Source organism: Arcicella aquatica (genome assembly GCF_034928825.1).
Classification (GTDB): Bacteria; Bacteroidota; Bacteroidia; order Cytophagales; family Spirosomataceae; genus Arcicella; species Arcicella aquatica.
In genome coordinates, this window is sequence record NZ_JAYFUL010000016.1 from 67,506 (window position 1) to 80,746 (window position 13,241).

Sequence of the window (13,241 nt, forward strand, 5' to 3'; positions counted from 1 at the left end):
ATTATTAATTAGAAAGTAATGTTTAAACCTAAATTATATCTTTTTACTGTTGGATAAGCTCCTTGTGAGGCCCAACCAGTACCAGCAAAATTAGACTCCCTATCATCAGGCATTTTGCTCCAAGCAATAAGGTTATTCCCATTTAGATAAATTCGCAGACTACTAAGTCCTAATTTTCTACTAATGTCAGGATTTACAGTGTATGCTATTTCAGCATTTTTTAATCTTACATAAGAGCCATCGTACATATACTGTGTACCTCTATAGTCCCCGAATGGTGTTGTTAACCAACGTGGAATAGGCGTTCCGCTAGTATTTGTTGGTGACCAGTATGCACCTTCTTGATAAACTGTATGGCTTTGTGAACTTAAACTTGTGAAAACCACTTGACGAGTAGCATTATTCACCGCATAGAACTGTGCAAAAACTGAGAACCCTTTCCAATCAAAGCCTAAAGTAGCGTTGTAGGTATTCTGTGGCCAGCCTGTGTGCCCATAAGGAATTCTATCTTGCGTGTCAATAACTCCGTCTCCATTATAATCAACCAAGTAGTAGTTACCCAATAATTTTTGGTTGTCGTTTACATTGTGCATCGCACTTCCATACAACTGATCCCAACTATTATACATGCCTTTGCTTACGAATGAATAAGCTTGATCAATCTGCATACCTTCTGGTTTCTGATAATCAGGCAGTAATTCTGGCGTAGCACGTTCAATAATTTTGTTTTGCGTATGCGTCATGTTAAGGTCTGCCCACAAACGGAACTTCCCTACATTTTTATTGAAATGAAGTTCTAATTCATAACCGCTTGCTTTAACAGCACCTAAGTTTGCCACTGGCGGAGATGCCCCAAAATAACTTGGTACGTCGGATCTTCCTGTCAACAAAATTTTACTTCTATTATCCTGAAAGAAGTCAGCCTTACCTTTCACAAAACCTCTGAAAAGTTCAAAGTCTAAACCCAGATTGAATTTCTCTGATTGTTCCCACTGTACGGTTGGGTTACCAACTGTTGATTGCGAATACCAAGTATATGGACTTTGTTCTGCTCCTTCACCAGTTACACCCAATCTTGATGTTCCGCCGTATGACCATTGCTCAAGATACGGCCATCTTACTCCTAGGTTGTCAAACCCTGTTTGTCCGTAAGACATACGCAGTTTCATAGAATTGATGAATTTCACCGAATTCATGAATTTTTCGTTAGATATTACCCAGTTAGCACCCCCAGAAGAGAAAAAGGCAAAACGGTAGTCTTTTGCAAATTGCTCAGAACCATTATAAGCACCATTGTACTCTACAGTGTATTTATTGTTGAATGTATAAGTTGTTCTAAACACCCAGTCTTCTCTATAGGAAGGAATTGTACTACCGTTTGCATACACGTTTCTGTTTGTTAAACCCATCAAAGTTACATTATGTAACCCTGCAAACGTTTTGTTGTAATTAAGCTGTAATTGGTAAAACAAACGACGCTGGCTAGCTCCGATAGCCCCTGCTGCTGGTGCCCACTTGATACCTTCTTGAAAATCAAAACCTGTAATACCATCAACAGCCGATTGGAATGTTTCAACGCCTGTTTCAGGATTTACCCACTTACGTTGAGTACCATTATAAAGGTCATTAACACCACGATCTGATTCTACAAAAGTATTATCTAACGAGACAGTACCCGAAGCTCTCAAGCCTTTCACAAGCATATCCAAATCTTGATCTAACGTAAAATCAGTCGTTATGCGGGCAGTAGTTTGATATTGTAGTCCACCAATTGCAAGACTCAATGCAGAGTTTTCGGCTCTCGCTTGGTTAGGTGCATAAAAGCCCCATGAACCGTCTGAATATTGCGGTAAAAACAAGTCAGGAGCTGCATTATAAGCATCAATCCATGGGCCGTACTGACTTCCAGAGAAGCCCCATGGGCTTTTTCTTACTCCATATGAACCTGAAAGGTTTGTTCTAAAAAGTGTACTAGGCGTTAATTGAAAGTCTAAATTACTACGAACATTAAGTCTATTGAAGCCAAAACCTTGCTTGTACCCTCTTTTATTATCATAGATTTTAAATAAATCGGCTTCTTGTAAAAAATCTGCACTGGTAAAATATTTCACAAGATTTGTACCCCCGCTGATGTTCAAATTGGCATTGTTGGAAATCGCATAAGAATTGAATAATGCTTCTTCCCAGTTAACATTGGGATAGCGTTCTGCTTCTGCTACACTTGATGGATTACGATACTTATTAAGAATCCCCTCAGGTAGATAATCTCTCCACCCTTCTGGTTTTGTCACAAGTTCATACTCAATTGCTTCATTTCTAATTTTCAATGCATCATAAGAGTCATACTTTTGAGGTAGTTTAGAAGGAGCTTTTACAATGGTATTTACGACAGCTCTGATTGATGCCTTTCCCATTTTACCTCGTTTGGTAGTAATTAAAATTACACCATTGGCACCTCTAGAACCGAAAACGGCAGTCGCCGAAGCATCTTTAAGTACAGTAACTGTTTCAACAGAACTGATATCAACGCTGTTCATAGGACGCTCTACGCCATCCACTAGAATTAGTGGGTCTGAATTATTCCAAGAGCTACGACCACGAATAATAATCTGAGGATCTTCTGCACCTGGAAGACCAGTACTTGCATTGGTAATTAAGCCTGGCACATTTCCAGTCAATGCTGCACCAATACTTGACACACCACCTGCTCGCTCTAATTCTTTATTCGTTGTTTGGGTAACAGAGGCTACAACACCTTCTTTCTTTTGTTTTCCATAACCCACAACTACTACCTCATCTAATGCAGATTGAAATTCTTCTAACACTACATTAATACTTGTTTGGTTACCTACTAAAACCTCCTGTGTTTTATAGCCAACTGAGCTGAAAACCAAAGTTGTCTTTGGTGTGGCAGCAATGGAAAAAGTTCCATCTTTACTCGCGCTAACCCCACGGGTAGTACCCTTAACACTAACGGTTGCTCCAGGTATTCCTTCTCCTGAAGCGGACTTAATAGTCCCTTTTACTGTTTGAGCTTTTAATGAAAAGCTCGAAAAACCAATTAAAAGCGATATGCACCATACAACTAAGTACAGCTTTTTTCGCGTAATTGGAATAGATAAGTCAAATTGCTTCATACGACGATAAATATGATTCATTTAATAAATAATATAATATTTTCGTACAAAGTAAGAGAGTAGTATAAGAATACAGTAGCATAAATCTTTAAATATCTATACCAAATGTTCAGCATCGTAAGAAAGTGTTAATTTCACACGATAATTTTCTAAATAGTATACGTAGCAATAAGCTTTTGTCAAAAATATTTGGAAATTGTACCTCTAAAAGAAAAAATTTAAAAGAATTGAGAACTGTCTGGATAAACTAAAATTCATTTTTTTAGGTGTTTTAGAGATGAAAATAGTGTATTTTTAGTAGCCTTGAGGTCTTTTAAAGCGAATAATTGGCAACTTTTTAAACAATTTTTGATGTAAAAGTATTACTTAACAAAATCAATACAAATTAATACTTTTGTGCTATAGTTTTGTAGCATAAATCCTAAAAATACTTTTAGTTGAACTAATGATTATTTTAAAGATGATATTTAATTCATAAAAAATATCAAATATAGCATTAGCACCAAGTAATTAAATTCAACAGGTCATTAAAATATGTACTATACTCGTGATATTTTAGTACTATCCTGTTTTCCTCTATATAAGCTTTTCATAATTTCAGCATTTTGATGACAGACTTTACATAATAAAAGCCACCCAAAATATGAGTGGCTTTTATGACAAAATAAAAACAGATACTATTTTTTACAAACTATTTTGAACTGATTAATTCCTTTCTTTTGATAGCAATGCGTACTTTATCTACAATACTCTGTGCATTCAATCCGTATTTTTCCATCAATTGAGCAGGCGTTCCACTTTCACCAAAAGAATTATCTACACCAATCATTTCAATAGGTGCTATGTGGTTTCGGCTGAGTAATTGACACACCGCATCGCCTAATCCACCATTCAATTGATGCTCTTCGGCAGTGACCGCACACCCTGTTTTCTTCACTGAATTCAAAATTGCTTCTTCGTCCAATGGTTTAATTGTATGGATATTGATAATTTCTGCATCGATGCCTTCTTTCGCCAATATTTCTCCAGCCTGTATGGCTTCCCATACTAAATGGCCTGTGGCAAAAATGCTTACATCCTTACCCTCATTCACCATCCATGCTTTACCTATTTCAAACTTTTGGTCAGGAGCTGTAAATACTGGAACGACGGGTCTGCCGAAACGAAGATAAACCGGTCCTTCGTATTCAGCAATTGCGATAGTCGCTGCTTTTGTCTGATTGTAATCACATGGATTGATTACCGTCATCCCTGGCATGGCTCTCATCATAGCAATATCTTCCAAAATCTGGTGTGTTGCGCCATCCTCTCCTAATGTTAATCCAGCGTGTGACACACAAATTTTCACATTACTGCCTGAGTAAGCAACACTCTGTCTGATTTGATCATATACTCTTCCCGAACCAAAATTGGCAAAAGTAGTAGCATAAGGAATATAGCCTGCAATAGCCATCCCTGCCGATACGCCAATCATATTTGCTTCAGCAATACCACATTGAACAAATCTTTCAGGATTATCTTTAATGAATGCATCTAATTTTAAGGATGCCACTAAATCTGCGCAAAGTGCGACAACTTTTGGATTTGATTTGCCCAATTCTGCCATACCTGCTCCAAATCCAGAACGAGTATCTTTTTTTTCTGTGAAACTGTATTCTTTCATCTCTAAAATTATTTATTAGTAATCACCAATTGTTTCCTCTAATTGTAATAATGCTGTGTTCAACTGTTCATCATTAGGCGCTGCACCATGCCATTTATGCGTACCCATCATGTAGTCAACGCCATATCCCATTTCTGATTTCATTAGAATCATAATTGGCTTTCCTTGTCCTTTCAACTGTTTGGCTTGGGCTAATGCATCTAATGTTAATTGCATATCGTTCCCATTTTCTAACGTAATCGTGGTCCATCCGAAAGCTTCATATTTTGCTTTCAAATCTTTATTGCTCATTACTTTCTCTGTTGGGCCATCTATTTGCTGTTTGTTCCAGTCAATGATAGCAATCAGGTTGTCGAGTTGATAATGTGCTGCAAACTGTGCTGCTTCCCATACTTGCCCTTCTTGCTGTTCGCCATCCCCCATCAATACATATATATTACGGTCATCTCCTCTCAGTCTCTTGGCTTTTGCGGCTCCAGCCGCTACCGACAAACCTTGTCCTAATGAGCCAGAAGCAATACGAATACCCGGCAAATGTTCATGTGTAGCTGGGTGTCCTTGTAAACGTGAGTTTATTTTTCTGAAAGTAGCCAATTCTGCGGGAGCGAAATATCCACGGTGAGCCAAGACAGAATAGAATAATGGAGAAATATGTCCATTCGATAAAAAGAATAAGTCTTCATTTTGTCCCGCACGAGAAAACTTCAAGTATCCGTCTGCTCCTTTTTCTTCATTAATTGTCATTTCATGAAAATAAAGTGCTACGACCAAATCAGTACATCCTAATGAACCACCAGGGTGCCCCGATTGACAAGCATGTACCATCCGTACAATATCACGGCGCACTTGCGAAGCTGTATTTTGTAATTGTTTTAATTCCATTTTATTTGTTATTACGTTTTCTTTGAGTCTTAGAAAAAACAGGTATTGTATATAACGGACTGGTATAAACGTGTGTGTTCATTTTATCATGCTGATGTTCAATACTGAAAGAATTCATATTTAAATTTTCTTTGATAAAATCTTAATTCTAATTACAGTAAGAGACATTGCCGGAGCAGGATAGTCAAAAACTTTATTTACGTTAACTGTTGAATATACAGGTACAATGTTCTGTGGATGCTCTAATGTATTTTCGGCATTGGCATTTCCAGACAGCACAATTTGCGCTGCGCTACTCATATAGTTTTTGAATGTTGAAAGATTTACTTTCATACTTTTTGCTACATTGCTATTGTTGACGAATTTTAAAATAATATCACCCGTTTTGCTATCTTTTACACATGAAGCTGCAAGAGTAGTATCTTTAACATTTTGAGCAATAACATTATCATAATAATAATCTCCCTGATTGGTAGTAAACATCTTCTGAACATGATAATTGGGAGTAAGGCTGATTTTTGAGTTATCAAAAAATATCATATCTGTATTCCATTGAGTATGATTTTTCTTCGCCAACAAAGGAGCATACGATGCCATTCTTACGATATCCCCATTGCGTTCTAGCCCAGTCATATAAGCAGCTTCCGCAATAGCATTATACAATTTATTTCCCCATGAGGCATATTCGCCGAGATAAACGCCAGGTTTTTTTCTGTCATAAGCATCGTAACGATTCAGGTTTGAAAGAAACCATTTTGGCTCTTTATAATAATGCTCATCAATCATTGGGACATTGCTATTACTAGCAACTGTCCATCCCTTATCAAAATCTTCTCCGTCAGAAAATGGTCCAGAAGTACCAATAATCGTAATTTCTGGATGCTTCGCTCTTACAGCATCATAAATCATTTTAAAGCGTGCCTCAAATTCTGGCGTAATTTTATCTTCATTCCCTATTCCCACAAATTCAAGATTGAAAGGTTGTGGATGACCTGCCGCCGCACGCTTTGCTCCCCACGTAGATGTTGCAGGGCCATTTGCCCATTCTATTAAATCTAGCACTTCTTGAATATACTCCTGCATTTCATCCATTGGCAAGGCTTTTTGTCCTGTCCCACCAATGCGCCAAGTACCTCCTGAGTTCTGACAACTAACTGCTGCGGGCAATACAGGAAGTGGTTTTGCACCTATGTCTTCGCAAAACTGAAAATATTCATAATATCCCAAACCAGCCGTTTGATGATATCCCCAGATGTTTTTTTGTTCTACACGTTGTTCTATAGGACCTACTGTATTCTTCCAACGATACATATTCCCTAGTCCATCGCCATGAGTAAGACATCCGCCTGGGAAACGGATAAAAGATGGTTTCATATCTGCCAACAATTGGGCTAAGTCTGCTCGTAGTCCATTCTGACGATTCAGGAAAGTCTTCTCAGGAAAAAGAGATACAACATCTAAGGCTATTTTTCCTTTTGTAGTAGCCAAAATAACTAATGAAGTACTGTCGTTACTCGCTGAAGCGGTGAGCGAAGCAGTATATTTATTCCAATCTTTAGTGTTAACATTTATTTTACTTTCGGCAACTACTTTCCCTTTTGGCGTTTGCAGGCTAATTGTAACAGCAATGGGGCTTGATGAAAGCTGACGTGCAAACATTGAAAAAGAATATTTGTCACCTTGTTTTATTACGATATTTTCAAACCCATGATTTTTTACGCCAACACCTGCTTCTCCAACATGCTCAATATTCAATACCGCATAATGTGGATTGTTGGGATGCACAGGAGTACTGGTTTCAACATTAAGTGAGCCATAAGAATACCTCGGAGTAGTGTATTCCCAAAAAGAAAGTGAGTGCCAGTCTGTTCGGTCAGTTGGGCTGTATTCAAACGAGCGATTTTGTATCAATTCGGCATATAATCCTCCATCAGCAGCATAGTTGATATCTTCAAAAAATAATCCGAATAAATAAGGACTGATTTTTTTTCCCGTTTCTGTCTTCTTTGTTTGTGATTGACCAACACTAATTATTGTAGGAAAAATCAAGAAATACAACAAACATAGTCGCATATATTTATACTTCTTACTTTGAGATATGTTCCTATTTTTTTCCATTTTTTAACTAAAAATTTACAATAACCAAAACAATACAAATGTATAACACACTAGAACAGTGTAAGCAAAAAAATATTTTTAGAAATATGCCCTAATCACAAATGATTCTCGGGCTTTATACTAGCGACTTCTTTTAAAAGATATTTTAATAATAAAAACTTTATTTATAGTAAAATAAATTTATAAACAAACAATATAACTAAAACAAGATAAGTATATAACACAGTAGAACACACAAAGCAAAAAAATATTTTTCAGTTAAAATAAAAATTAAAGGGCTTTGAATTGTGTTAAATGTACACAATTTATATTACTTAGGACTAACATAAGCAAAGTTATTAATAAAATATAACTTGAACAACTTAAACTTTAATAAATTCAAGAAAAAATATAAGCAGACCGTATCATTACTGTAAATGCCATATCTATATGTCTGATTATTAAGTAGTTCTTCCTAATAAATGAATTCTATCTATTGCTTTGACCTTCTCAAAAATATCAAAGTATATGCGATGGTCAGAATGTATTGATAGAAGACTATATTTTTGATTAACGAGAAGACAGTTCAGAGAGAAGACTCGACGTGGTCTGACAAAAGCAAATCAAACTATCAAAGAATCGATGATTTTGTTTCGCTTGATAAAGTTTTAATTGATTAATTAAAATTATACTTTTGTTCACAGGTCAAATCCCTCTACTAAACTAGTGACTTGTTTAAGCAGAGGGATTTGTTATTTTGTTGGTTCATTTATCAAAAAGGACTTATCAAATAATTAACAGTACAAATCAAGGTTAATTTTTTAGCCAAAATTATTTGGAAGAGTATTCACACATAAAACTAAGAAGAATCTCAAATTTTCTGACATTTCTCTTGGCTTGTAAAGGAAGTGGGTAGTATCTTTGCTTTAATTTATAATCAGTCTAAATAATACGCCTGTAAAAATAGATAAAATGAAGAAAGTACAAGAATACGTCATAAGATTATTGCAAGTAGAAGTAATAACAGTACCAATATCTAAGTGGAAAGTTAGGTTTACGCACAAAACGTATATTGATTTGCGTTCATATTTGCAAAGTTTGCACTTCACTTTATCAACCTGAAATTATCCCATTAATTAAGACCAATATTTAACATACACTAAACCTTTTGCTTTTTCTAAAATCTAAAGATTTAGTGAACAATTTAGTATCAATTATAACTACTTTAATTCAACATTATTCATTATGAAAAAATTATTCATTGTGGCAATAACTTTATTGACGTTTGCTGCAAAAGCTCAACAAAACACATTGTTAGAGCAATCGTTTTGGAGAAGTAAACCAACAGTAAGTACAGTAAAAGCAGAGGTGGAAAAAGGGAATAATCCTGCTCAACTCAATGGAGCAAGTTTTGACCCCGTAGTAATGGCTATTAATGCAAAAGTGCCCAATGAAACAATTTTATATCTTCTGTCTCAGCCTGGTAACGATATTACAAAGATAACGCATGATAGCCGTACCTATTTACACTGGGCAGCTTCTACTGGTAATGTGGAAATTATGGAGTATTTAATAGGGAAAGGTGCAAAAGCTGATATTGAAGATAGCCACGGAGCAACGCCTCTTAATTTTGCAGCTTCTGCTGGTCAGACGAATACACAAATTTTTGACTTATGTTTGAAAGCAGGTGCTAATTTAAAGAAAGACTTAACCAACGAGGGAGCGAATGCTTTATTATTAGTGGTTGCCAATGATAAAGACTTGATATTGACGAACTATTTCATCTCAAAAGGGTTAGATTTAAAAAGTACTGACGCTAATGGGAATAACGCATTCAGCTATGCCGCTAGAAGTGGGAATATTGAAATCTTAAAGGCTCTTTTACAAAAAGGAGTCCCTGCTACAGATAATGCCATGATTATGGCGGCACAAGGTACACGCCAAGGAGCTAATACAATAGAGACATTTCAGTACTTAGAAAGCTTGAAACTAAAACCAACAGCAACGAATAAAAATGGGGAAAATGCATTGCATTTTATTGTTAGAAAACCGAAGCAACACGATATTATTCAATATTTTTTAAGCAAAGGGACTGACGTTAACCAAGCAGATAGCGAAGGGAATACTGCATTTATGACTGCCGCACTTGGTAGCCGTGATACTACAGTATTAGCGTTGTTACTTCCAAAAGTAAAAAACATCAACCAAGGTAATCAAAAAGGTATTACAGCATTGGCAATGGCTGTGCGTAGTAACTCTCCTGACGTAGTTCGTTATCTGATTAACCAAGGGGCTTCTATACAGGTTGCAGATAAGAATGGCGACAATTTGGCAGCTTACCTTATTTTATCATATAGTAGTGGCGAAGGAAGAGGTCCGAATGGTCCTAAACCAGAAGATTTTGAAACAAAACTAAAGCTATTACAAGCAAAGGGATTGAACGTATTAGCACCACAAAAAAATGGAAATACGCTTTATCACTTGGCCGTAGCTAAAAGCGACTTATCCCTTTTGAAACGTCTTCAACCTTTGGGTATTGATATCAACGCTAAAAATAGCGAAGGAATTACAGCGTTACATAAAGCGGCGATGATTGCCAAAGATGATAATATCCTTAAATATTTGGTGTCAATTGGAGCAGCAAAGGATGCTCAGACTAATTTTAAAGAAACAGCTTTTGACTTAGCGAGTGAAAATGAAACACTTTCTAAAGCTAAAATTTCCATTAATTTTCTTAAATAAACTATGCAATTATTTCGTAAAGCAACCTTACTCCTTGTGCTAATGTTTTTTGTTTCATTAGCAACATCGGCACAAAATACAGGTACCAGCAAGTACAAATGTATGATTCAGATGACAAACTATATGGGTGAAGGAGCCTATTTAGTTGTTTCGCTTGTAGATGCGAAAGATAATTATCAAAAAACATTGTATGTACTTGGTTCTGATAAAAAATGGTATCGAAATTTAAAAGAATGGCATAAAGCTTTTGCTAAAAAACCAACTAACATTAGTGCCATTACTGGAGCATCAGTAACGGGAGGTGATAGAAGTGTGGTGGTATTAGAATTGGACAATGCCACTATTAATTCAAACTATAAATTGCGCTTCGAAACTGCTGTGGAAGATAAGCCTTATTATGTAAAAGACTTAGAAATCCCACTGACAACCGAAAGCCTTTCTGCTAAAAGCGAAGGTACTGGATATATCCGTTACGTGCGCTTTAGCGCTAACCAATAGTAGATATTTATGATAATTTCTCTTTGGAGATACAGCCACTTAGTATTGGCTGTATCTTCTTTTCTATTTTTAACCTTAGCTGCTGTGACGGGTCTTATTTTGGCCTTTGAACCCGTAGTCAATCCTACTAATACCTATCGGGTTAATGATTTTTCACAGATTACGCTTGCTCAGACACTTCCAGTCCTTAAAACAAACTATCCAGACCTTATTGATCTAACGGTCGAACCGAATAATGTAGTGAGCATAAATGGTAGCGATGCGGATGGTAAAAATATCCATGCTTATGTAAATCCATTAACGGGTAAACTGTTGGGTGATTACCGAGAAAAGAATGCTTTTTTTCAATGGACAACGACCTTACACCGCTCACTTTTTTTGCATGAAACGGGTCGTTTAATAATGGGTTTTACCGCATTTATCCTATTATTAATTACGCTTTCGGGGCTGATGTTATTAATTCAAAGGCAACGTGGTATCAAGCGAATATTTACGCGCATTGTTCGTGAAGACTTTGCTCAATATTACCACGTAGTACTAAGCAGGTGGGCCATTATACCAATTATTATCATTGCTTTTACAGGCGCACATTTATCGCTGAACAGATTTGGAAGCAAAGAGGCTCCTAAAGTAAATCTTGACGTAAACATAGATGACATCAAAACGCAACCAGCACAAAAGCTAGCAGATTTTACTTTATTTAAAAATATCAAGCTTTCAGCAGTAAAGAGTATTGAGTTTCCTTTTTCGGAAGATGTAGAAGAGTATTATGTCATCAAACTTAAAGACAGAGAACTCGCTGTCAATCAAATTACGGGAGATGTACTCAGTCAAGTAGTATATCCTACCTCACAGCAACTTGCCGACTTAAGTTTATCGATACATACAGGTAATATCAATATTGTTTGGGCAATTATTTTAGCCTTAGCATCTGCCAATATTCTCTTTTTTATTTATTCAGGATTCTGTATTACTTGGAAACGAAGAGCTACGTCTATTAAAAATAAATATTCCGCCAAAGAAAGTAATTTCATCATCTTGGTTGGTTCTGAAAATGGTAGTACTTTCCGTTTTGCTCAAGCTATTTATAATGAACTGGATAGTCAAGGGAAAACTGTTTTTATGGGAAATATGAATCATTATGCTCTTTTCCCAAAAGCTGAACAACTACTTGTTATTACCTCTACCTACGGGCTAGGAGAAGCGCCGAGTAATGCTCAAAAATTCAAATCGTTGCTCGAACAATACCCTCAGAATCAGTCAGTACAATTTTCAGTAGTAGGTTTTGGTTCGCATGCTTATCCAGATTTTTGTAAGTTTGCTTTCGAAGTAAACCATTGGTTATTGCATCAGCAGTGGGCAAAGCCATTGGTTGATGTACATACTATCAATGACAAATCTGAACAGGAGTTTAGTATTTGGGCTGAGGCTTGGTCGCAACAAGCGGGGATTCCTCTTTCCCCAAAAATGGTAAAAGTAGAGCCTGCATCGCTAGAAGCTTTTGAAGTGATGAATACTACCTCAGAGAAATCTGTTGATGATACATTTTTAATTCGTTTTGAAGCTAAACGAAAATTGCGTGCCAAATCTGGCGACTTATTGGCAATATATCCTGCAAATGATCATCGGGAAAGACTTTATTCTGTTGGCATTTGTGAAAAGCAGATACAGCTAAGTGTGAGACTTCATCCTGAAGGACTAGGTTCTGGCTTTTTGCATAGACTAAAGGCGGGAGAAACTATTCAAGCACGTGTTATCCAAAATAAGCATTTCCATTTTCCTAAAAAGGCAACTAGTGTAGTGATGATTTGTAATGGAACAGGTATTGCTCCTTTCTTAGGAATGATTAGCCAGAATAAGCGAAAGGTTCCTTGTTATCTTTACGGAGGTTTTAGACAGCAAATTTCTTTAGAAAAATATGCTCCTATTTTAGAGTCATCTTTAGAAAATAAAGGTCTCATCCAGTTTCATACTGCTTTCTCACGAGAAACGGCACTTAATAAACAATACATTGGCGAGTTGATTGCTAGAGATAGGGATTTCATCGCCCAAACATTGGCTTCAAAAGGAGTAATAATGTTGTGTGGGTCATTATCAATGCAAAAAGGTGTTATTGAAATTATAGATAAAATCTGTCAATCACAACTTGGTAATGATGTTAGCTTTTATCAGTCTAGAAGCCAGATACTAATGGACTGTTATTAAATAACTGGAAAGGAAAT

The 13,241-nt window shown here is 36.3% G+C and carries 7 protein-coding genes; 3 read left to right on the forward strand and 4 right to left on the reverse strand.

All coding sequences use genetic code 11. The annotated features are described in order from the left end of the window. Positions 1 to 8: 8 nt before the first annotated feature. The 4 genes from VB264_RS11425 to VB264_RS11440 form a co-directional block, all read right to left on the reverse strand. A complete protein-coding gene (locus VB264_RS11425; RefSeq protein WP_323249465.1) occupies positions 9 to 3,158 on the reverse strand; it encodes a SusC/RagA family TonB-linked outer membrane protein in 3,150 nt (1,049 codons plus the stop codon). Positions 3,159 to 3,828: 670 nt separating this feature from the next. Next, entirely contained in the window at positions 3,829 to 4,800 is a 972-nt protein-coding gene (locus tag VB264_RS11430; protein ID WP_323249466.1) for a transketolase family protein, read from the reverse strand. A 15-nt stretch (positions 4,801 to 4,815) separates the two neighbouring features. Then, positions 4,816 to 5,682 (reverse strand): transketolase, encoded by an 867-nt coding sequence (locus VB264_RS11435; RefSeq protein ID WP_323249467.1) that lies wholly within the window; start codon positions 5,680 to 5,682, stop codon positions 4,816 to 4,818. A 120-nt stretch (positions 5,683 to 5,802) separates the two neighbouring features. Then, positions 5,803 to 7,800: an alpha-L-arabinofuranosidase C-terminal domain-containing protein gene (locus tag VB264_RS11440; RefSeq protein WP_323249468.1), complete on the reverse strand. Its 1,998-nt coding sequence runs from the start codon at positions 7,798 to 7,800 to the stop codon at positions 5,803 to 5,805. A gap of 1,224 nt (positions 7,801 to 9,024) precedes the next feature. Here VB264_RS11440 and VB264_RS11445 point away from each other — a divergent pair. From VB264_RS11445 to VB264_RS11455, 3 genes are read left to right on the forward strand one after another with little or no spacing between them, the layout of a single operon-like run. Next, entirely contained in the window at positions 9,025 to 10,521 is a 1,497-nt protein-coding gene (locus VB264_RS11445) for an ankyrin repeat domain-containing protein (protein ID WP_323249470.1), read from the forward strand. A 3-nt stretch (positions 10,522 to 10,524) separates the two neighbouring features. Continuing rightward, complete coding sequence (locus tag VB264_RS11450) at positions 10,525 to 11,019, forward strand: DUF2271 domain-containing protein (RefSeq protein WP_309917749.1); 495 nt, start codon at positions 10,525 to 10,527, stop codon at positions 11,017 to 11,019. Between the two features lie 9 nt (positions 11,020 to 11,028). Beyond that, a complete protein-coding gene (locus VB264_RS11455; protein ID WP_323249472.1) occupies positions 11,029 to 13,224 on the forward strand; it encodes a PepSY domain-containing protein in 2,196 nt (731 codons plus the stop codon). Positions 13,225 to 13,241: the final 17 nt, after the last annotated feature.

Excerpts from the sequence above, each read along its gene's own strand:
- VB264_RS11445 (WP_323249470.1), top strand. The coding sequence starts at position 9,025 with ATGAAAAAATTATTCATTGTGGCAATAACTTTATTGACGTTTGCTGCA.
- VB264_RS11440 (WP_323249468.1), bottom strand. The coding sequence starts at position 7,800 with ATGGAAAAAAATAGGAACATATCTCAAAGTAAGAAGTATAAATATATG.
- VB264_RS11435 (WP_323249467.1), bottom strand. The coding sequence starts at position 5,682 with ATGGAATTAAAACAATTACAAAATACAGCTTCGCAAGTGCGCCGTGAT.
- VB264_RS11425 (WP_323249465.1), bottom strand. The coding sequence starts at position 3,158 with ATGAATCATATTTATCGTCGTATGAAGCAATTTGACTTATCTATTCCA.
- VB264_RS11450 (WP_309917749.1), top strand. The coding sequence starts at position 10,525 with ATGCAATTATTTCGTAAAGCAACCTTACTCCTTGTGCTAATGTTTTTT.
- VB264_RS11430 (WP_323249466.1), bottom strand. The coding sequence starts at position 4,800 with ATGAAAGAATACAGTTTCACAGAAAAAAAAGATACTCGTTCTGGATTT.
- VB264_RS11455 (WP_323249472.1), top strand. The coding sequence starts at position 11,029 with ATGATAATTTCTCTTTGGAGATACAGCCACTTAGTATTGGCTGTATCT.